Genomic DNA, 19,106 nt, shown 5'->3' with positions numbered 1-19,106 from the left:
GATGGCGGGGTGGAGTCCACGCGCATCGACCGTTGGCTGTGGGCGGTCCGGCTGACGAAGACACGCCCGGACGCCGCCGCCGCGTGCCGCGGCGGTCACGTGCGCATCAACGACAAGCCCGCGAAACCGTCCACGATCGTCGTGCCGGGTGACCACGTCCGGGCACGGGTCGGCGACAAGACCCGGATCGTCGAGGTCGTCCGGGTGATCCAGAAACGGGTCGGCGCGGCGGACGCGGCCACGTGCTTCATCGACCGCACTCCCCCGCCACCACCGGACATCCCCATCGCGCGGCGGGACCGGGGCGCGGGGCGGCCCACCAAGCGCGAACGGCGCGTGCTGGACCGCTTCCGGTCGCAGGGCTAGAGGTCGGCCAGCTTCTTCACCTCGAGGTGCGCGATGTCGCCGCCGGAGTCCATGGCCGCGTCCAGCAGGTGCGCCAGGGACGTGCCGAGCACCGGCACGGTCGCGGGGTCGTCGCCGTCGCGCAGCACGATCCAGTGCGAGTCCTCGGTCTCGGCGATCCTCCTGCCGTCCGCGAGCTCGATCAGTTCTTCGGCGTAGTGGTCGCCCGACCACACGGAAGCCCTCTCGGTGTGCGGGCGCAGTCGCCAGGCGCCGCCGAACAGCGAGGCCGAGCCGATCCGGTGGTACAGGGCGATCGCCTCGCCGCCGCCCGACGGTCCGAACACGTCGCCTTCCACCGGCGGGGTCGTCTCGTGTTCCGCGACGAGGCGGTCGAGTACCTCGTCGATGGCCGGTGGCGCATCGGCGAGCACCCATCCGGCCACCGGGCGGAGCGCGCCGTCGTCGTCCTGGGCGACCCCGACCAGGCCCGCGTCCAGGGCCACCACGCGGAGTGTGCCGAGATCGTTGACGTTGATCGTGGCGCGACACAGCGTGGCGGGGACCGTCTCCGTTCTGATGCCGACGTCGGTCCGGTCGCGGGGTTCGCCGAGGCGCAGGTCGAGCATGGGATTGGGCTTGCCGTTGGTGCCGTCGATCGCCAGGTAGGGGTAGAACCGGGTGATCCAGCCCGTGACGATCTCACCGCCGTACGCGTCGGCCGGGTTGTAGATGCGCTGCCAGAACTCGCGGCGCACGGTGCCGGAGGCGGCGCTCACGAACTCGTCCATGATCGGCGCGAGCGAGCGCACCCACTTGTCCAGGCCGAGAACGCCCAGGTCGTCGACGCGGGCGCGGATCTTGCGCCAGTCGTCGACGGTGCCGGTCAGCGTGATCGACGGGATACCGCAGACGCACATCAGCCAGTAGGCGTAGTACGGCGAGTAGGCGTCCATCAGCGCGACTCGGCCTGCCAGGCGTTCGACGTCAGTGCTGGTGCTGAAGTCGCATTCGAACGTCGTGTCGCCGATCTGCTTCGCGAACAGTTCCACGACGTGCACCCACGACTGCGCGTCGGTGGGCATCGGGCCGTCGACGACGACTTCCAGGCGCTTCTTGCCGCTGTGGCTCACGAGCAGCCGGCGCAGTTCCTCGGCGTGCAACTTCACGTGTTGTGCGATGCCGCGGGCGATGGTCAGCCAGATCGCGTCCGGGCTCAGCACGAGTGGACGGTGTTCGGCGAACGCCTTGGAGACGGCGCTCAGCAGCGGGTGGACACCGTCGGGGGCCAGGACCTCCGCGCCGCCACCGACCACGAGCGCGTCCGGGAACTGATCGGCGAACGGGCTGGCCGGCAGGGCATCGGTGACGGGCGTGACGTCATCGACCGGGAAGGTCACCATTCCCGGACTGTAGAACGGTGTCCGCCAGTTCGGTGAGCGATTTGCCCAGCGGCAGGTCGACCCTGATGGAGGCGAACGCGTCGCCACGCGTCTCGCCGCGGTTGATGATCACGACCGGGATGCCGGACTCCGCGGCACGACGGACGAACCGGAGGCCGGACATGACCGTCAGCGAGGAGCCGAGGACGAGCAACGAACGCGCGTTGTCGACGAGCGAGTAGCACTGCTCGACGCGCGGACGCGGGACGTTCTCGCCGAAGAAGACGACATCCGGCTTGAGAACGCCGCCGCACTCCAGGCAGCCGACGACCTCGAAGCCGCGGACCTGGTCCTCCGGCAGGAAGACGTCGCCGTCCGGGTTGATCTCGTCGGTGGTGGCGGCGAAGTCCGGGTTGGCCTCGCGCAGGCGGCGGTCCAGCTCGACGCGCGGCGAGAGCATCCCGCAGTCCAGGCAGATCACGCGGTCGAGGCCGCCGTGCAGTTCCACGACGTCCTGGCTGCCCGCGGCCTGGTGCAGGCCGTCGACGTTCTGGGTGATCACGCCGTACAGCTTCGAGCCCAGCCTGGTGACGGCGTGATGGCCCGCGTTGGGGTGTGCGCGGGCGATCGTGCGCCAGCCGACGTGGCTGCGGGCCCAGTAGCGCTGCCTGCCCGCCGGGCTCGTCGTGAACTCCTCGTAGGTCATCGGGGTGTGCTTGCGCAGGGACCCGCCCTCGCCGCGGTAGTCCGGGATGCCGGACTCCGTGGACAGGCCCGCGCCGCTGAGCACCAGCACGCCGCCGCCGTCGACGATCGGGATCACGTCGGTGAGGGTGGTGGTGCGCGGCAGCGACGGGCCTGAAGGAGACCAAGTCAGGGTCGGCCTAGTTCGCACTTCACCAGCTTACGTACCAGTTCCGCAGTTCGGCCTCCGCCGCCGCCACGTTGCCGCCCGACGCGGCCGTGACCAGCGCGAACTGCCGTCCCGCGCCGCCGCGGAGCAGGAGCTTGTCGCCGTTGACCGTCGACGACGCCGAACTCACGACGAGCGGAGAGCGCAGCGACTCGGGAAGGTGCAGCTCGGTCGGTGCGGTGCCGCCGTTGGAGTCCCAGACGATGACCGCGAACGGTGCGTTGCCGACCAAAGTCCGCACATTGGCCAGCGGGATCTGCTGCCAGGTCTGGTAAGCGCGGTCCTCGTAGGTGAACGCGAGCGTGGTGCCCGCGACGGCCTGCGGGTAGACGCGGTCGACGAGGGCGCGGTCGACGGTGAGCACCGGGGTGCCGGACGCGTCGAGCTTGACCGCCGAGAAGTGCTCCTCGTTCATCGCGTCACCGTCGGTCATGACCTTGTTCGGGTTGTCGTTCATCAGCTCGTGGTGACGGCCGTAGTTGATGTCCCAGTGCCACTGGCTGCCCGAGATCGCGCTGCCACGCGGCGCCGACCACCAGCGCGAGCCCTGCGCGGCCGAGTCGAGGCCCTGGTAGATCGCCTTGAGCACGGACGGGGTCTTGTCGGACGTGTTGCCCGAGACCGGGTGGCCGAACTCGGAGACGATCGACGTGGTGCCGAGCGCGGTCGCGCGGTCGCGGATCGTGCGGAACGCCTGGGTGTACTGACCGTCGCCCGCCTTGCCCGGCATCAGGATCCCGGACTGCGCCTTGCCGTCGTAGAAGTGCGCGTTGAACACGAACCGCTCACCCAGCGACGGCACCAGCGCGAGGCCACCGGGTTCGGCGAAGAAGTCCACGTTCTGGTTCCAGAACACCAGCGGTTCCACGAACGCGGGCTTCGACGCCCAGCCCGCCTCGTCCATCTTGGTGCGGAAGCGCTGGTAGAACGGCATCAGGAGATCGCGCTCCCACTGCTGCGAGTTCTGGCCGCTGTCGTACTTGCCCGCGTAGGGCTCGTTGAGCGGGTCGACACCGACGACGAGCTTGAACTCGTTGGCGGGCAAGGCGTTCTTGACGTGCTTGAGCGACTCGGCCGCCGCGTTGAGGAACGAGTCCTGCACGCCGTTGCGGTTGTGCCAGAAGTCGGAGGTGGCCGCGGTGACGGCGTTGTTGTTCTTCATGTTCTGGCCCCAGTGGAAGCAGAGGCCGCACGACTCCTTGGGGTAACCGCTTGCCGCCCAAGCCGGGGCGCCGTCGCCGGTGTACCAGCTGCCGGAGTTGAACAAGTAGCGCGAGTACAGGTCCTGGTGGAAGTCGAGGTAGACGCGGATTCCCTGATCGGTGAACGCGCGCAGCTGCGCCGTCACGCCGTCGAGGTAGGCGTGGTCGATCTGACCGCGCTGCGGTTCGATCCACGCCCACGTCAGCAGGAACCGCACCGCGTTCGCACCGGTCAGCTGCTTCATCGCGACGGCGGACTTGCGGGCGTCGGCGGTGTTCGCGAACGGCAGGCCGCGGTACTCGGCGAGCTTGGCGGTGCCGGAGACGTTGAAGCCGCGCAACACCACCTCGCGGCCGTGCTCGTCGCGGAACACCCCGCCCGACACCCGGAGCTCGGAGCCGTCGAACGACTCCGCGTGCACCGGAGTGATCACGAACGAGAGGAGGAACAAGACCGTCAGGAGCACCGCTCGCCGCATCGCCGCCACCTTTGCCGAACATGAACGAGATTCGCGTTGCACGGTAGCCGGTGAATTCGCGTTGGGCTAGGGTCCGGGAGCGCGTTCGACGTATTCGACTGCCTGATTCGGAAGGCGCTTTCCGTGACCGCTCTGATCACTCGTGACGACGTCGAGGTGCTCGAACACACCGTCGCCGACGAGCTCACCGCGATGAGCGAGGCGTGGGACTGGTTCGAGAACCTCGTCGGGCTCAAGGGCCGCAAGATGTTCGCGCGCATCGACGAGACGGCGGGCACCTACACCGTCTGCACGCCGCGCAAGCCCGGCGACTCGTTCGACCTGGCGGTCGGGGTGCTGCGCGGCGGGCGCTACCGGCGCGCGGTCCTGGAAGGCGAGCCGCCGGAGTTGTACGGGCGGATCGGACCGGCCATGGAGGAGCTCAAAGCCGCTGGGCCCTGGGACTCCTCCAGGCCGCTCGTCGAGTTCTACCGGCGGCACACCGTGATCGAGCTCTGGGTGCCGGTCACCTGATGCTCGCGGTCAGCGCGTCCACCCGCAGGCGCGTCGCCCCCTCTGCGCGAACGGTGATGCGCACGTTCTTGGTCTCGTCGCGCAGCCGCACGTCGGATTGCTTGTGCCGCAAGTAGTTCAGGCCTTCACTGCCGACGGCGACCGGTTCGGTCAGCGTGGTGGCCACCTCGGCGCCTGCCTCGTTCAGCTCGGTGATCACGAGCCGGACTGTGCCGTCGCCGCGCAGGACCGCGTTGGACGTGAGGATTCCGGGCCGTGCCAGGACGTTCGCGCTCACCTCCAAGGTTGTCGGCTGCGCAGCGGCGGCCTCGCGGAGGGTGCCGCAGTCGGACACGAGACTCCAGCGCGAGCACAGCACGCCGTAACCCGGCTTCGCGCGATCCCTGGCGAGGTAACCGAAAGCGATGCTGTTCGGATGCGGTGGCGTGCGCGGGTCGTCGTAGAGCTCCCAGGCCATGGTGAGCGGCACCTGCACGCTGTCGAGCGTCTTGCTGGTGTAGTCGGCCTGGTCGCGCTCCGCCTGCTCGTTCGGCGCGCTCTGCCCGATCTCGCCGACGATCACCGTGCTGACCGGGAACTTCTCCCGCAGGCCGCGCACCGCACCGTCGAGCACGTCGAGACTGGTGTAGCCGTGGACGTCGACGAAGTCCATCGGCTTGCCCACGAGCGCGGCGGCGAGCTCCGGACCGTCCACCGCCGCGTGCATCACCGAGACGCCGCGCTTGCCCCTCGGCGCCGCCGTGCGGTCGTACACCATTGCCAGGTAGGCACTCTGGAGGTTCGGCTGGTTCCCGCGCACGCCGGACGTCTCGTTCTGCAGGTCGTAGTACAGGACCGCGTCGGTCGGTTCGAGAGCGGTGATGAAGGTGTTCATCCAGGTCGCGCCGGAGACCGCGAACTCGGCCCACTTCGTGGGGCCGTTGTCGTCCCAGTTCGGGTTCGTGAGCCAGCTGTTGGCGAACGCGATGACGAGCCGGACGCCGCGCTGCTCAGCGATACCGGCGAGGTCGGCGAGGTTGCGGGGCTGCGTGTCCGTGGTCTTCTCGGGCCACAGCACGATCCTCGCGACGGTGCCGCCGGTGGCGGCGATCACGTCGAAGTCGTGCGCCACCTGGTCGCGCACCTGCGGCCACACCGCGTCGTCGAGGTACTCCTGGTACCGCTTCTCGTGCTCCGGCAGGTAGTTGAAGCCCGCCCAGCCCCGCCCGTCCCGCAGGATCGTGACGCTCGCGTGCGTGACGACCTGGCTGCCCTCGTAGATCCGCACGACCTTGCGATCCGCGCCCTGCGTGCTGATCGCGGCCGACCCGCCGCTCAGCACGGTCTCGGTGCCGTCGTCGTTGACGAGCCGCGCCTCGCCGCCGGTCCAGCGCACCGTGGCGGTCTCGTTCCGGCTGACCACGGGACGGTCGAACGAGACCGTCGCGCCGGAGTCCGCGGTGACGACGAGGGTGTCGAGCAGGTGGTCCTGTTTGACGCCGGCCCAGAGCGTGAACACGGTGGTGCCGCGGCTGATCCAGGTGATCCGGCCCTTCCCGGACGGCCCCTGCGCGTACAGCTTCTGTGGGCTTCCGTTGTGCGACACCCACACCTGCGCGTCGCCCAGCGCCGTGGCCCACGCCAGGTCGATCGTGCCGGTCGCGCCCGGTGCGAGCGCGAGGTGGGTGCGGTCGGCGCTCAACCGGCCCGGCGGTCGTCCCGTGCTGCTCGCGGTGCCCAGCAAGGTCGCGAAGTTCGGCCCGCCGCGCAGCTCGAACGTCGTGGTGGTGTCGGTGCGGAGGTACGGCCAGGTGGCGCTGCCGTTGACCTCCTGCCGCCACAGCTTGGCGGCCTTGCCTGTCTCGCGGATCCAGATCTGGACGGCCTGGTTGCCGTCGGTGGACCAGCTGACGCCGACAGAGGCCGCGTTCTCGCCGGGTGCGAGCGTGACCTCCGCCGCCGACACGCTGATTCGGTTGCTCGCGTGCGCTGGGGCCACAAGGGTGGCGAGCAGCGCGAACGCGAGCACGAGTGATCTCCCCCAGGTGCTCATGCCGCCCATCTGACCAGATGAGGAGCCGTTCTGCCGGGGATTCAGAGCTTCCAGCCGTAGGCGATGTAGCCCTTGTACGTGGTCAGCTTGTCGTAGAGCGCCCGTGCGGTGGTGTTGTCTTCCGTTGTGTGCCAATGGAGTCGCGTGGCGCCGTGCTGCCGGGCATCGCTCGCGACCCAGTCGATCAGCGCACGCGCGATGCCTCGCCGCCGGGTTTCCGGATCGACGAACAGGTCCTGGAGGTAGCAGCGGGAGTCGCCGGCGGACCAGACGCTGGTGTGGAAGTAGTAGTGCGCGAAGCCGACGATCCTGCCGTCCAGCCGGGCGGCGATCCCGCGGATCTCGGCGCCGTCGAGCAGCCGCAGCCAGGTCTGGTCGTAGACGTCATCGGCCAGTTCGCCGTTGAAGTGGTTGTGGAACGCGCGGACCAGCTGACGCCAGTCCGCGCGATCGGCTTCCGCAAGGCGGCTGATCCGCACGATCAGTGGAACGCCCCGGCCACCAGCTCCGCGGTCTTGGCCAGCAGCGGCTCGTCGGCCGTGGCGTCCTGCACCGCCTTGGTCGACAGCACCGCGATCACGATCGGCGCGCGGCCGGGCGGGAACGCGATGCCGACGTCGTTGGTGGTGCCGTACTTGCCGGTGCCGGTCTTGTCGCCCCAGCGCCAGGCCGAGGGCAGCCCGGCACGGATGCGGTTCGGGCCGGTCGTGTTGGCCAGCAGCCACTTCGTCAGCTGGTCGGCGTCGGTGCGGTTGAGGGCGTGGCCCAGCGTGAGGCGGGCATAGCTCTGGCCGATGGCGCGCGGTGAGGTCGTGTCGGTGGTTCGGCCCGGCTCCGCCGAGTTCAGCTCCGGTTCCCAGCGGTCGAGGCGCGTCACCGGGTCGCCGATCGAGCGGCAGAAGCGGCTGATGACCGTGGGGCCGCCGAGTTCGCGCAGCAGCAGGTTGGCGGCGCAGTTGTCGCTGAAGGTGATGGTCGCCTCGCACAGGGCCGAGACGGTCATGCCGTTCGCGAGGTTCTCGGGCTTGCCGGTGATCGGGCCGTAGCCGGACTTGGTGACGTCGTCCTGCGTGTAGCGGATCACCTTGCCCAGCAACGAACCGTCGTGGTCGCGCCGCAGGATCGCCGCGGCCGCGAGGGTCTTGAAGGTCGAGCACATCGGGAACAGCTCGTCCGCCCGGTGCAGCACCGTGCGGCCGGTGCCCGTGTCGGTGGCGAACACGCCCAGACGTGCGGCGTGCTGCTGTTCCAGGTCACGCAACTTGCCGCTGATCGACGACGCCTGTGCCTGCGCGGGCACCGCAACGGCCAGCGCGGCACCCGCGCCCAGTGCCAGAACCGAGCGACGGTCAACAACCAACGTCCTGCCCCCTTCTTGTGAAACCTCTCCACAAGTCAGGACGCGCGGGAGATCAACTGGTTGTCAGTTGATTCCCCGAAGACGACCAGCGCGACGCGGCCGAATCGGCGTGGTCCCGTGTAGACGTTCAGCGATCCTCCGCACCGCAGCCACCAACTCGGCAACGCGCCGAGCGGTGACCTGGACTAGAAGTACGCCCGAGCAGGCCTCGCGCGAGCTACTCCGGCCGGCGTTCGGTGCCGTGGCGCGCCACGTGCCGCCCCCGCTCCGGGCGCTTGGCCAGCAGCATCAGCGTGACGGCGACGATCAGGCCGAGCGTCGCGAGCGCCGCGGCCACGGTGCGCGCGGCCGGGTGCTCCAGGACCAGCGTGGAGATCGTCAGCGCGAGCACGAGCGCCGCGATCGGGCCGATCACGGCGATGTCGGCGCGGTCCGCAGGGGGCTCGGCCGACTCGATCCGCTCGGCCGGCACGCGCGTCTCGATCGTCTCGAAGTGCTGCGAGTAGGCCGGTGGTCGCACGCCGGGAGGAACCGTCACGCTCTGCATGCTGCCCGAGGAGGGCGCGCCGCCGCAAACGTCGCCTTTCCCGGACGGACCGTGTTCCCATGTAGTCGCTGGGCAAAGGGAGGTCGTCATGTGCCGGTGGCTCGCGTATTCCGGTTCGCCGGTGCTGTTGGAGGAACTGCTCTACGCGCCGGAGAACTCGCTGGTCATGCAGTCGAAGCACGCCAAGCTGGGCGCGACGGCGGTGAACGGGGACGGCTTCGGCATCGGCTGGTACGGCAGCACGAGCACGCCCGGTCTGTTCCTGAGCACCGAACCCGCGTGGAACGACCGCAACCTGCGCGAGCTGTCTGCGCAGATCACCGTCGACCGGGTCTTCGCGCACGTGCGGGCGTCGACCGGCGGCGCGGTGCAGCGGTCGAACTGCCACCCGTTCCGGCACAAGAACTGGTTGTGGATGCACAACGGGCTGATCGCGAAGTTCCCGCTGGTGCGCCGCGAGCTGACGCTGGCGATCGATCCCGCGCTGTTCCCGCTGATCGAGGGCTCGACGGACTCCGAGATCATGTTCTACCTCGCGGTGAGCTTCGGGCTTTCCCAGGACCCGCCCGGCGCCATGGCGCGCATGGTCGAGTTCGTCGAGGAGGTCGGCAGGCGCGCGGGCGTCGAGTACCCGATCCAGATGACCGTCGCGACCACGGACGGCTCGACGACCTGGGCGTTCCGGTATTCGAGCCGCGGCAAGTCGCGGACGTTGTTCCACAGCACCGACGTGTCGACGTTGCGGCGCCAGTACCCGGACAACCCCGCGCTGCAGAACGTGGCCGACGACTCGCGGCTGATCGTGTCCGAACCGCTGGCCGACCTGGTCGGTGCCTGGCAGGAGGTGCCGGAGTCCACGTGCGTCGTCGTGCGGCCCGGAGTCGAGGAGGAACTGCTGCCGTTCAAGCCGTGAATCGCCGCTGTGAATCGCCGCTGTGAATCGTCAGGGAAACGTCAGGTGGATCGCGGCTACCGTCGAAGGCCGCCGCCACGGACACCCTGGAGAGGTTCCTCATGCTGAACACGGCAGCGGCAGCACTCGTAGCTCTGTCCGTCCTCGCACCGGCGGACGCGGCGGAGGAAGAACCCACGGCCACCCTCGAGGTCGTGACCGTCAACGGATCCGGCTGTCCCGCCGGTGACGCCGACGTGCAGACCTCCGACAGAACCTTCACGATCGGCTACCACACATTCCTCGCGCGGGCGGGAGGCGGCTCGGCACCGACCGACATGCGCAAGAACTGCCAGATCAACATCCGCGTGTCCGTGCCGGAGGGCTACACCTACGGCCTGGCGCGCGCCACGTACCAGGGCTACACACACCTGCAGGAAGGCGCGACGGCCCTCAATCGGGTCAGCACCTATCTGCAGGGCACGTCGCCCACCGCCGCGGTGAACCACCCGTTCACCGGCCCGTTCAGCGACGACTGGCAGACCTACTACCGCCCGAGCGCGGCGGAGACCCAGTGGTCGCCGTGCGGATCACCGCGCAACATCAACGTCAACGCCGAGGTGCGCGTGACGCTCGGGTCGGCGGACCAGGAGCGGCTGAACTTCGCGATCGTGGAGTCGAGCCGCGGGCTGGTGCGGGTCAGGCGCTGCTGACCGCCTCCCTTTCCGGGGCCCTGGTGGCGGCCAGCCACCAGGGCCACAACACCCCCGGCGCCGGCAGGTTGACCTGTCCGAAGTCAAACGTCGACCGCTTCGGTTCCATAGAGCTGCCGTTGATCGATCGAGACAGGTCAGTTCGTGAACACCCGGTGCAGCCCGATCCAGATCTCACCGGGCCGTTCCACCGCACTCGGATACCAGCGTGGCGCGATGGCAGCGGTCAGCTCGTCCGCGCGGTCGAGGAGCGTGCTGACCGCGGGCTCGCCGACGACGATCACCGCTGACCAGTCGATGTGCGCCATCAGGTAGTCCTCGGTGACGCCGAACCGCTCCTCCAGCACGGTTATCAGCTCGTGGCCGGTGTCCGGGCCCGCGTCGACCTCGCTGACATCCGGCACCTCGACGTCCTCAGGGTCGTAGGTGTCGTCGTCCTCATCGTCGTCCTCGTACTCCGACCAGACGTGCTTGCCGAGCGAGTAGATGCTCGACGTCATCGCGTCCGCCTGCTCTTCGCTCATGACGAGCGTGACCGAACGGCCGTCGGTCAGCGTGAACGTCAACTCGGCCTCCGGGACCCCGTTGGAGCCGGGGATCGCCTCGACGTGACCGGCCACCTCGCCGAACAGCACGGAGTCCGCCGGGCTTTCGTTGCCCATGCGCATCGACGGCAGGTTCGCGGCCATGTCCACGACGAGGCGGGCGGCGGTCCAGAAGTCGTCCTTGTCGCGGAACACCTTGCGGCTGCTGGTGAGCGTGCGGCCGATGCCGGTGGGATCGACGCGGGCCTCGACCTCGCCGCTGCGCTCACGGCCGTCCCATCTCGCGAAGACGGTGATGCCGTTGGCCATGCGCTTGCGGTAGTTCTCGTGGTGGCCGTGGCGGGCGAGCTCCCACCCTGCCACCGACTCGGGCCACGCTTCGTCGTACAACGGTTTTCCTCTCAACGGGGAAACCTTGGACGCGGGTGGCGCGAAGATCGTTCCCGCGAGGTTGCCGCAGATCGCCGCTGTCTCCTGTCTTCCTTGGTATGAGGGAACTTCTGCGACATCCGGAGGTCGAGATCCTCGCCGAGGCATCGGGCGTCGTACCGGTGCTCCCGCCTCCGACGCCCGGTCATTCGACCAACTTGCCGACCGTGTCGACATCTCGCATCAACGACGCGATCTCCTCCCGCACCGCGGGGATCTCCTCGCGATCGACCCGGCCGGGGCCGGCCCACACCAGGTTCACCTGCAGCGAGGGATCCAGCCGCGCGGCATAGGATGCGGGATGTGTTCGTGAAGCTCTGCGGTCTGCGCAGCGAGTCCGATGTCGCCGTGGCGGTCGAAGCCGGTGCCGACGCCGTAGGTTTCGTGCTGACCACCAGCCCCCGTCAGGTCGACGTCGACCTGGCGCGCAGGCTCGTCGCGGAGGTTCCGGAGCACGTCCTCACCGTCGCCGTCGTGCGCGGCATCACGGCCGCCGAAGCCGGCGAGATGGCGCTCAAGACCGGGGTTGCGGCGCTGCAGCTGCACGGCGACTACCCGAAGGAAGCTTTCGACGAGCTGGCCGGGCAGCCGTTCCAGCTCGTCAGGGCCACCGCGCTGGGCCCGGACACCGACGTGCGCACCGGCGCGTTCGGCGAGGAGCTGCTGCTGATCGACTCGCCCGTCGCGGGGTCGGGCGAGCAGTGGGACATCACGCGGCTCGAGGACAACCGGCCCACCGGCAAGTGGGTGCTGGCGGGCGGGCTGGCGCCGGACACCGTCGCCGGGGCGATCAGCGTGGCCGCGCCGTGGGGCGTCGACGTGTCGAGCGGCATCGAGTCGAGCCGTGGTGTCAAGGATCACGGCAGGATGCGCGAGTTCGTGGCCGCCGCCCGCGGCTGAGGCCATCAGCAGGGCGGTTCGTAGTCGTGGTCGCGGAACTGCGCCGACCACTCCCCCGTGATCGGCGTGGCCGCCCAGGCTGCGCAGAAGGGCGGACACCGCAGGGTTCGTGGGGCCGTCGATGTTCCAACCCTGAGCGGCGTGGTCCGCGCCGGTGAGGGAACGGTTGCCGGGCGTGCCATTCGTCAGGCGGAACGGTAGCCCGGAATGTCCTCCACTCGGTCGTACACCGGCAACCCGCGTTCCCTGGCGATTCGCACGTCCTGGTCCGCGCCGGTCGACTCCCCGGGCAGCCGCAGCACCGCGTCGCAGTGCTCCAGCAACCGTTCCGCGGTCGGGTACATGATCTCCGAGGCGACCGGGTCCACCGGCGAACTGCCGCCCGCACCACGCAGAACCGGCAGCGCCACCCACTCGCCGATCATCGGCACGTGCCCACTGCGGAAGATCGGCCACGCGGCCTCTTCCAGTCGTTCGAGGTTGCGCGCCATCAGTTCGGGATCGTCCCCGGTGCCCGATCGGTAGGGCCCCGCGATCAGAATCATCATGCTCGCGACCATAACGTGCAACACTCGACATAAACAAGGAGAAACGTGCATGCTCGCTGCCCAACGCCGTGACCTGCTGCTCGACCGCCTGCGCACCGACGGCCGGATCGTCGCCAAGGACCTCGCCGCCGAAGTCGGCATCTCCGAGGACACGATCCGCCGCGACTTGCGCGACCTCGCGGCGGCGGGCCTCTGCCAACGCGTGTACGGCGGCGCTCTGCCCGTATCCCCCGCCATCGCCGACTACGCCACACGGCAGGAGGTGTCCGTCGACGGCAAACAACGCGTCGCACGAGCAGCAGCGGCGTTGATCGAGCCCGGCGCCACGGTGATCCTCGACGGCGGCACGACCACCCTCGCCGTGGTGCGCGCGCTGCCGCTCGACCTGGAAGCCACGGTCGTCACGCACAGCCCGACGATCGCCAGCGCGTTGGAAGAACACCGGAACGTGGACGTCTACGTCATCGGTGGCCGGCTGTTCAAGCACTCGATGGTCGCCTGTGGTGCCGCCGCCGTGGAGGCCGCGCGGGGCGTGCACGCCGACCTGTTCCTGCTCGGCGTCACGGGCGTGCATCCCGAGGCAGGGCTGACCACAGGAGACGCGGACGAGGCGGCGATGAAGCGCGCGCTCGCCCACCAGGCCGCGGACACGTACGTGTTGGCGAGCTCGGAGAAGATCGGCACCGCGTCCCGGTTCGGGGTGCTGCCGTTCAGCGAGGTCGCCGGGGTGGTCACGGATGCGGACAACGTAATCGTGGAGGCGTTGGAGGTGCCCGTCATCCGGGCCTAGTTTTCCAACGCTTCCTGCCTTTATGTGGTGATCCTCGTCCGCCTGCACGGGCAGCAGTTCGCGGGCATGGCGCAGGGCCTTCTCGCCGCGGAACCTGCTCGTGGCCACGCGGCGCACCGCCGGGTGCGGGTGGCGGGTCGCGGCGAGGTGGACCGCAGCGTCGTCGGATGTCACATCACCATTTCGTCCAACGACGAGCCAACTCCATGGCGCGGCAGGCCACTCGCTGGTCCGAAGTGGACATACCGTTCCGCCGGACGGCCCACCCTTGACTCGTAGCCGTGCAGGAGGAACGCTGCGGAAGGAGATGAGTGGGTCAACTCTGGCTGAGGAGCACGTCAAGCCGGCGGTGCGCTGGGGCATCGGCCACGCGCTGCCGCGGGCGGTGCTGCGCCTGGCAGCACGTCGCGGCGATCTACAGGGCCGCATCACCGTCGAGGCGTCCACGGGCGCCGACCTCACCGGGCTGTTCGACGAGATCCGCCGCCGCGGCCCGCTCGCCGCGACGAAGATCGGCCACACCACGACCCGGCACGCGATCGTCAAGGAAGTCCTCACCAACGACGCGTTCGTGACGACGCGGCCGCGCTTCGGCGCGGGCATCCTCGGCAAGCTCGCCGCCTGGTCGGCCACGGACGTGACGCATCCCGTGCAGCCGCCGTCGTTGCTCGTCGTCGAACCGCCGGCGCACACCCGCTACCGCAAGCTCGTCACGCGCGTCTTCACCGCCCGTGCCGTGGAACAGCTCCGCGAGCGCACGCAGGCGATCGCCGACGAACTGCTGGACGGCCTCGATCCCGCCAACCCGGTCGACCTCATCGAGACCTACTGCGGTCTGCTGCCGGTGACCGTCATCAGCGAGATCCTCGGTGTGCCATCGCAGGAACGCGCGACCGTCCTGGCTCTCGGCGCCGCAGCCGCCCCGAGCCTCGACCTGGGTCTGCCGTGGCGCGTGTTCCGCAGCGTCGAAACCACCCTGGGCACCTTCGACGCCTGGCTGAGCCGACACCTCGACGCCCTGCGCGCGAACCCCGGCGACAACCTGCTGAGCCGCCTCATCACCGCGCGCGAGGACGGCGTCGGGCTCACCGAGCGCGAGCTCAAGGCGACCGCGGGCCTCGTGCTCGCCGCGGGCTTCGAGACCACGGTCAACCTGCTGGGCAACGGCATCGCGTTGCTGACCGGGCATCCTGACCAGCTGGAGACCCTCCGCGCCCGGCCGGAACTGTGGAGCAACGCCGTCGACGAGGTCCTCCGCTTCGACCCGCCGGTGTTGCTGACCGGCCGCATGTGCTCGCGCGACACGACGGTCGCCGGCGTTCCGGTGCGGCGCGGCCAGCTCGTCACCACCGTGCTCGCCGGAGCCAACCGCGATCCGGAGGTGTTCGAGAACCCGCTGGCGTTCGACGTCACGCGGTCCAACGCCCGCGATCACGTGTCGTTCGGTGCCGGTCGGCACTACTGCCTCGGCGCGCAGCTCGCGCGGATGGAGGGCGAGATCGGGCTGCGGTCGATCTTCGACCGGTTCCCGGACCTGCGACCGCTGGCCGGTGCGCGACGCCGGCCGACCCGCATCCTGCGCGGATTCGAAAGCCTCCCAACGCGTCTCGGTTAGACCGGACCTGCGACGAGGTCGGCGAGGTCGTCGAACCGCACGATCAGCACCGCGCCCACCACCCCGACGGCCGCTGCCAGCCACAGGGCGGCGGGATCGGCGGTCGCGTCCACAACGGACAGTGCGACCAGGCCGAGTGCGGCTGTTGCCAGGAGGAACGCGTTGCGGACGATGTGCCGGTGCGCGAGCGTGATGCGGGCACGCCCGAAGCACCGGCACACCGCGCCGGACCGCCGTGACACCGCGCGCCACACCACGGCGGTCAGGACACCGAACAGGCCCACCGCCAGCACCAGGCCGGTGACGGCTGGCCAGTAGCCGGTGAACACTGATGCGAGCAGCAGCAAGGCGGTCGCGGACTCGGCCACGACCGTCAGCACGGCGAAGAGGCGGGTCCAGCGGGCCGGAATCCCGAAGGCCGGTACGGACGCGACGAACTCGGCGTAGTCGGATTTGCTGCGTAGCTTGCTCGCCGCGGAGACCAGCAGGACGAGCCCGCACAAGACGACAGCGGCTGTGGTCAGCATGGGAGTCACCTCTGTCCGATCGGTCGCAGCACGATGCCGATCAGCGCGGCTGCGGGAAGGTAGCCGAGTCGCCGGGAGTCGTTGCTGCGGGCGAGGTTGTCGCCGAGCACCAGCAGGCGGTCGACCGGCACGCGCGGCCCGGGAACCGGGATCTGCGGCGGCACCGGATCGCCGGGCACCGCCACCGCGCGTTTCACCATGCGGCCGCCGGTCGGGTCGTCCGGTGTGGAACTGTCCACCTGCACGACCACGACCTGGCCCGCGCGGACGCGGTCCAGGCGGGCTTTCCGGACCAGCAACCGGTCACCGGAGTGGTAGGTCGGTTCCATGCTCACGCCGCGGACGGTCACCACCAGCAAGCGGCTGCGCAGCACGAGCACCCAAGCCACAAGGGCCGCGACAACGGCCGCCACCAGCCAGATCATCCGTCCACCACCCGATCGTGTCCCGAAGCCCGCAGGCACATCACCACGCGGGGGCGGAAGCCGAGTCGAGTCACCGCACTTCCTCGTCGGTGCCCTCGGCCTCGAACAGCGAGCCAGATCATCGGGCCACCACCACGTCATGTTTCGAAGCCAGAAGGCGCCAAGACCGCGAACGACCGCCGCCAAGCGACACGAACATCATCCAGCCACCACCTCGTCGTATCCAGAAGCTTGCAGGCGGAAGAGCCGCGCGTAGTCGCCGCCCAGAGCCAGAAGTTCGTCGTGCGTGCCGAGCTCCGAGATCTGGCCGCCGGTGAGCACCGCGATCACGCCCGCGTCCCGGATGGTGCCGAGCCGGTGTGAGATCAGCACGCTCGTCGCGCCCTCGCGGTGCATGCGCAGGCTGCTGTGCACCTCGTGCTCCGCCTGCGCGTCCAGGCCGGAGCTGGGCTCGTCGAGGATCATCAGGTCCCTGCGGTCGCGCAGGAACGCGCGCGCCAGAGCAAGCCGCTGCCACTGGCCGCCGGAGAGCAGCACGCCGGTCTCCGGGTCCTCACGGTCGGCCTCGTCGAAGAACATGCGCGACAGCAACGTGTCGTAGCCGCGGGGCAACGCCGTCACCGCGTTGTGCGCACCAGCGCGCTCAGCCGCCGCCACGATCCGCGGGCGATCGTCCATTGCGGACACATCACCGAGTCCGATGTTCTCGGCGGCGCTGAGGTCGTAGCGCATGTAGTCCTGGAACACCGCGCCGATGCGGGCGCGCAGGTCCTCGGGAGCGAACGAACGCAGATCTACTCCGTCCCAGAGGATCGCGCCGCGGCACGGGTCGTAGAACCGGCACAGCAGTTTGACGATCGTCGACTTGCCCGCGCCGTTCAGGCCGACCAGCGCCAGGGCGCGGCCGTGCGGGATCGTCAGGTTCACCCCGCACAGCACCCACGGCTGGTCGTCGGCGTAGCGGAACCACACGTTGCGCAGCTCGATGCCCTGGCGCAGCGGCGGAACCGGTTGCGCGGCAACGGCGACGGGCAGGTCGGGAGACTGCGACTCGATCTCCTGGTAGTGGTGGAACAGCAGCACCGAGTGGTGTGCGGAGGCGAGGTTGTGCACCAGGCTCTGCGACGCGCCCTGCACGCCGGCGACGGCGGCCACGAACATCGCGACGTCACCGATCGACAGCGAACCGGTCGCGGCGAGCCACACCGACCACACCAGCCCGGCCGCGGACACCAGCGCGGTCAGGCCGGCGAGCAGGCCGCGTGCTCGCGCGTCACGGCGGTCCTGGCCCTCCACGACGGCGTGGGCCGCGGTCAGTTCGACGAGCATGCGGCGCCGGAACAGGTCGCCGAGGCCGAGCAGCCGCAGTTCCTTCGCCGCGTCGAGGCTCGACAGCAGCTCGGCGTAGAACACCTCGCGGCGCTCGGCCGGGGTGATCGACCACAGCACCTCGGCCCTGGCCCTGCTCAGCCGCAGGTGCGCGATCAACGCGGGCACGGCGGCCAGCAGCACGATCACCGCCATGCCCACGTCGAGCACCAGCAACGTCCCGAGGAACCCGCCCGTCGTCACGGCCGCCTGCACCGCGCACAGGCCGTCGTCGACGAACTGGCCGGGACCGCTGCGGCCGGTCTGCTGGGCGAGCTGGAGCTTGTCGCGGAACCGCGGATCCTCCATGCGCGCCAGGCCGGCGAGGCGGCCCATCGCCTGGTACAGGCGGTCCATCGTCAGCACCGCCACGGCACGGTCCAGCCGTTGCTTGAGGTACTCCGTCGCGACCGGGAGAAGGCCGCTGACGAGGCCGGTCAACGCCAGCGCGGCAGCCCACGGCACCAGCGTCGTCCAGCCGTCGCCAGCGGCGAGGCCGTCCAGCAGGATCTTGGTGCACCACGCCACCGCGAGCGGCACGACGCCGCCGAGCAGGCAGAGCACCGCGTACAGGGGTGTGCCCGCCGGTGCGGCCGCCCTCGTCAGGCTGAACGCGCCGACCAGGAGCGAGAGCACTCGGCGGGCGCCGAGATCGCTGGTCACCGGGTCGCGTGGACCGGCAGCGCGGACATCTCCCAGCCGCTCGCCACCACGGTCGCGTCGTCGTCGACGAGGCACACCGCCGGGTAGCCGGTCGTGCCGAAGGCGTTGTGCAACGGGCCGCCCATCTCCTCGACGACGACCTCGGCCACCTCGCCGAGCCGCACGACCATGTCGGCGACCTCGTCGGCGTCTCCGGCGGCGATCGCGATCACCTTGCCGCGATGGCCGGTCGCGTACTCGACGAACTGCGGCATGCGTTCCTTGCACGGCTCGCAGTTCGGGGAGAAGAAGCCGACCAGCGCACCTGAAACGTCCACATCGGACAGTTCGATCCTGGAACCGGCGGGCGCCATGATGTCCGGTTCGGCCGCAGCCTGCTTCTCCCGCAGGTCGCGCAGCGCCTCGTTCTGCTCGCGCAGCCGCCGGATGATGCCGAAGCTCAGCAGCAGGTCCAGCACGCACAGGATTCCGACGACCACGACCGCGGCGGTCAGCACTGACATGGGAAGTCTCCGAAGCTAGAGGGAACGGGAAGCCGTGAGTGGCGAGACGCGTCGCCACTCACGGCGTCTGATCACGGGCCGCAGGTCCGGAAGACCACGCAGGGGCCACAGATTTCCCTGCACGCGCCGTTGGTCGAACAGCGCCGGCGGAAGTCGCTGCGCTCACGGCAGTAGCAGTGCTTGTAGTACGGGTCCGGCGGGCAGGCCGCGCCCACCTCGGCCTTGGCCACGAACAGGCCGAGCAGCTTGTCGCTCAGCGACTCCAACGTCTTGCGCATGTGTCGCGCTCCCTCACTTCCTCCGCGCCGGGTGGCGTCGGTGGCGCCAACGTAGGAAAGGCGCGTACACAGCGACGGCCAGCGCGCATACACGGCCGCGTGTAGGCCGTGTCGGCGGTGTGTCAGCGGCCACAGTC

21 protein-coding genes are annotated in these 19,106 nt (G+C 69.7%); 7 read left to right on the top strand and 14 right to left on the bottom strand.

Annotated elements, in window-relative coordinates; all coding sequences use genetic code 11:
• The first annotated feature begins 9 nt into the window (after positions 1 to 9).
• Positions 10 to 366: an RNA-binding S4 domain-containing protein gene (locus tag JOD27_RS01750; protein WP_204760336.1), complete on the top strand. Its 357-nt coding sequence runs from the start codon at positions 10 to 12 to the stop codon at positions 364 to 366.
• On the opposite strand, the gene JOD27_RS01745 is transcribed toward JOD27_RS01750, so the two are convergent.
• The 3 genes from JOD27_RS01745 to JOD27_RS01735 are packed head-to-tail and all read right to left on the bottom strand — an operon-like array spanning position 363 to position 4,321.
• A complete protein-coding gene (locus JOD27_RS01745; RefSeq protein WP_204760335.1) occupies positions 363 to 1,748 on the bottom strand; it encodes a DUF4419 domain-containing protein in 1,386 nt (461 codons plus the stop codon). The genes JOD27_RS01750 and JOD27_RS01745 overlap by 4 nt on opposite strands.
• Positions 1,726 to 2,622 carry an NAD-dependent protein deacetylase gene (locus tag JOD27_RS01740; RefSeq protein WP_204760334.1) on the bottom strand — a complete coding sequence of 299 codons (897 nt, stop codon included), beginning with the start codon at positions 2,620 to 2,622 and terminating at the stop codon, positions 1,726 to 1,728. The genes JOD27_RS01745 and JOD27_RS01740 overlap by 23 nt, the downstream gene beginning before the upstream one ends.
• A 1-nt stretch (position 2,623) precedes the next feature.
• Entirely contained in the window at positions 2,624 to 4,321 is a 1,698-nt protein-coding gene (locus JOD27_RS01735) for a cellulase family glycosylhydrolase (protein WP_204760333.1), read from the bottom strand.
• A 123-nt stretch (positions 4,322 to 4,444) separates the two neighbouring features.
• Between JOD27_RS01735 and JOD27_RS01730 the strand changes: the two genes are divergently transcribed.
• On the top strand, positions 4,445 to 4,834 hold the full coding sequence (locus JOD27_RS01730; protein ID WP_204760332.1) for a GyrI-like domain-containing protein: 390 nt from the start codon (positions 4,445 to 4,447) through the stop codon (positions 4,832 to 4,834).
• Here the strand turns inward: JOD27_RS01730 and JOD27_RS01725 are convergent.
• From JOD27_RS01725 to JOD27_RS01710, 4 genes are all read right to left on the bottom strand, one after another.
• Positions 4,827 to 6,866 carry a hypothetical protein gene (locus JOD27_RS01725; RefSeq protein WP_204760331.1) on the bottom strand — a complete coding sequence of 680 codons (2,040 nt, stop codon included), beginning with the start codon at positions 6,864 to 6,866 and terminating at the stop codon, positions 4,827 to 4,829. The two genes, JOD27_RS01730 and JOD27_RS01725, sit on opposite strands and share 8 nt — an antisense overlap.
• 41 nt (positions 6,867 to 6,907) lie before the next feature.
• The gene (locus JOD27_RS01720; RefSeq protein WP_307829821.1) at positions 6,908 to 7,345 is read right to left on the bottom strand and encodes a GNAT family N-acetyltransferase; all 438 of its coding nucleotides are present in this window, start codon (positions 7,343 to 7,345) and stop codon (positions 6,908 to 6,910) included.
• A gap of 2 nt (positions 7,346 to 7,347) precedes the next feature.
• Positions 7,348 to 8,226: a class A beta-lactamase gene (gene bla, locus JOD27_RS01715; protein ID WP_204760330.1), complete on the bottom strand. Its 879-nt coding sequence runs from the start codon at positions 8,224 to 8,226 to the stop codon at positions 7,348 to 7,350.
• Between the two features lie 217 nt (positions 8,227 to 8,443).
• Positions 8,444 to 8,764, bottom strand: a complete 321-nt coding sequence (locus tag JOD27_RS01710; RefSeq protein WP_204760329.1) for a hypothetical protein — start codon at positions 8,762 to 8,764, stop codon at positions 8,444 to 8,446.
• Positions 8,765 to 8,861: 97 nt separating this feature from the next.
• Between JOD27_RS01710 and JOD27_RS01705 the strand changes: the two genes are divergently transcribed.
• Entirely contained in the window at positions 8,862 to 9,686 is an 825-nt protein-coding gene (locus JOD27_RS01705) for a class II glutamine amidotransferase (protein ID WP_239566284.1), read from the top strand.
• A 101-nt stretch (positions 9,687 to 9,787) separates the two neighbouring features.
• Positions 9,788 to 10,378, top strand: a complete 591-nt coding sequence (locus tag JOD27_RS01700; protein ID WP_204760328.1) for a DUF4360 domain-containing protein — start codon at positions 9,788 to 9,790, stop codon at positions 10,376 to 10,378.
• Positions 10,379 to 10,515: 137 nt separating this feature from the next.
• Here the strand turns inward: JOD27_RS01700 and JOD27_RS01695 are convergent, their stop codons facing one another.
• The gene (locus JOD27_RS01695; RefSeq protein WP_204760327.1) at positions 10,516 to 11,313 is read right to left on the bottom strand and encodes a hypothetical protein; all 798 of its coding nucleotides are present in this window, start codon (positions 11,311 to 11,313) and stop codon (positions 10,516 to 10,518) included.
• Positions 11,314 to 11,655: 342 nt separating this feature from the next.
• On the opposite strand from JOD27_RS01695, the gene JOD27_RS01690 reads away from it, so the two are divergent.
• Complete coding sequence (locus JOD27_RS01690; RefSeq protein ID WP_204760326.1) at positions 11,656 to 12,252, top strand: phosphoribosylanthranilate isomerase; 597 nt, start codon at positions 11,656 to 11,658, stop codon at positions 12,250 to 12,252.
• A 185-nt stretch (positions 12,253 to 12,437) separates the two neighbouring features.
• Here JOD27_RS01690 and JOD27_RS01685 read toward each other — a convergent pair whose 3' ends face one another.
• Positions 12,438 to 12,800: a DUF4406 domain-containing protein gene (locus JOD27_RS01685; protein ID WP_239566283.1), complete on the bottom strand. Its 363-nt coding sequence runs from the start codon at positions 12,798 to 12,800 to the stop codon at positions 12,438 to 12,440.
• 49 nt (positions 12,801 to 12,849) lie between these two features.
• Between JOD27_RS01685 and JOD27_RS01680 the strand changes: the two genes are divergently transcribed.
• Together JOD27_RS01680 and JOD27_RS01675 are read left to right on the top strand one after the other, a co-directional pair.
• On the top strand, positions 12,850 to 13,590 hold the full coding sequence (locus JOD27_RS01680) for a DeoR/GlpR family DNA-binding transcription regulator (protein WP_204760325.1): 741 nt from the start codon (positions 12,850 to 12,852) through the stop codon (positions 13,588 to 13,590).
• A 307-nt stretch (positions 13,591 to 13,897) separates the two neighbouring features.
• Positions 13,898 to 15,205, top strand: coding sequence for a cytochrome P450 (locus JOD27_RS01675; protein ID WP_204760324.1), 1,308 nt, complete (start codon positions 13,898 to 13,900; stop codon positions 15,203 to 15,205).
• Here the strand turns inward: JOD27_RS01675 and JOD27_RS01670 are convergent.
• From JOD27_RS01670 to JOD27_RS01650, 5 genes are all read right to left on the bottom strand, one after another.
• Positions 15,202 to 15,732: a MauE/DoxX family redox-associated membrane protein gene (locus JOD27_RS01670; RefSeq protein ID WP_204760323.1), complete on the bottom strand. Its 531-nt coding sequence runs from the start codon at positions 15,730 to 15,732 to the stop codon at positions 15,202 to 15,204. The two genes, JOD27_RS01675 and JOD27_RS01670, sit on opposite strands and share 4 nt — an antisense overlap.
• 5 nt (positions 15,733 to 15,737) lie before the next feature.
• A complete protein-coding gene (gene lepB, locus JOD27_RS01665; RefSeq protein ID WP_204760322.1) occupies positions 15,738 to 16,157 on the bottom strand; it encodes a signal peptidase I in 420 nt (139 codons plus the stop codon).
• A 198-nt stretch (positions 16,158 to 16,355) separates the two neighbouring features.
• Positions 16,356 to 18,188, bottom strand: a complete 1,833-nt coding sequence (locus tag JOD27_RS01660; RefSeq protein ID WP_204760321.1) for an ABC transporter ATP-binding protein — start codon at positions 18,186 to 18,188, stop codon at positions 16,356 to 16,358.
• Entirely contained in the window at positions 18,185 to 18,691 is a 507-nt protein-coding gene (locus tag JOD27_RS01655; RefSeq protein ID WP_204760320.1) for a TlpA family protein disulfide reductase, read from the bottom strand. The genes JOD27_RS01660 and JOD27_RS01655 overlap by 4 nt, the downstream gene beginning before the upstream one ends.
• Before the next feature lie 71 nt (positions 18,692 to 18,762).
• On the bottom strand, positions 18,763 to 18,969 hold the full coding sequence (locus tag JOD27_RS01650; RefSeq protein WP_204760319.1) for a hypothetical protein: 207 nt from the start codon (positions 18,967 to 18,969) through the stop codon (positions 18,763 to 18,765).
• Positions 18,970 to 19,106: the final 137 nt, after the last annotated feature.

The sequence above is a fragment of the Lentzea nigeriaca genome (assembly GCF_016907955.1).
Taxonomy (GTDB): Bacteria; Actinomycetota; Actinomycetes; order Mycobacteriales; family Pseudonocardiaceae; genus Lentzea; species Lentzea nigeriaca.
Note: the sequence above shows the minus strand (reverse complement) of the source record. Positions and strands in the feature narration are given on the sequence as shown.

Excerpts from the sequence above, each read along its gene's own strand:
- JOD27_RS01745 (WP_204760335.1), bottom strand. The coding sequence starts at position 1,748 with ATGGTGACCTTCCCGGTCGATGACGTCACGCCCGTCACCGATGCCCTG.
- JOD27_RS01705 (WP_239566284.1), top strand. The coding sequence starts at position 8,862 with ATGTGCCGGTGGCTCGCGTATTCCGGTTCGCCGGTGCTGTTGGAGGAA.
- JOD27_RS01685 (WP_239566283.1), bottom strand. The coding sequence starts at position 12,800 with ATGATGATTCTGATCGCGGGGCCCTACCGATCGGGCACCGGGGACGAT.
- JOD27_RS01725 (WP_204760331.1), bottom strand. The coding sequence starts at position 6,866 with ATGAGCACCTGGGGGAGATCACTCGTGCTCGCGTTCGCGCTGCTCGCC.
- JOD27_RS01655 (WP_204760320.1), bottom strand. The coding sequence starts at position 18,691 with ATGTCAGTGCTGACCGCCGCGGTCGTGGTCGTCGGAATCCTGTGCGTG.
- JOD27_RS01670 (WP_204760323.1), bottom strand. The coding sequence starts at position 15,732 with ATGCTGACCACAGCCGCTGTCGTCTTGTGCGGGCTCGTCCTGCTGGTC.
- JOD27_RS01700 (WP_204760328.1), top strand. The coding sequence starts at position 9,788 with ATGCTGAACACGGCAGCGGCAGCACTCGTAGCTCTGTCCGTCCTCGCA.
- JOD27_RS01680 (WP_204760325.1), top strand. The coding sequence starts at position 12,850 with ATGCTCGCTGCCCAACGCCGTGACCTGCTGCTCGACCGCCTGCGCACC.
- lepB (WP_204760322.1), bottom strand. The coding sequence starts at position 16,157 with ATGATCTGGCTGGTGGCGGCCGTTGTCGCGGCCCTTGTGGCTTGGGTG.
- JOD27_RS01650 (WP_204760319.1), bottom strand. The coding sequence starts at position 18,969 with ATGCGCAAGACGTTGGAGTCGCTGAGCGACAAGCTGCTCGGCCTGTTC.
- JOD27_RS01675 (WP_204760324.1), top strand. The coding sequence starts at position 13,898 with ATGAGTGGGTCAACTCTGGCTGAGGAGCACGTCAAGCCGGCGGTGCGC.
- JOD27_RS01735 (WP_204760333.1), bottom strand. The coding sequence starts at position 4,321 with ATGCGGCGAGCGGTGCTCCTGACGGTCTTGTTCCTCCTCTCGTTCGTG.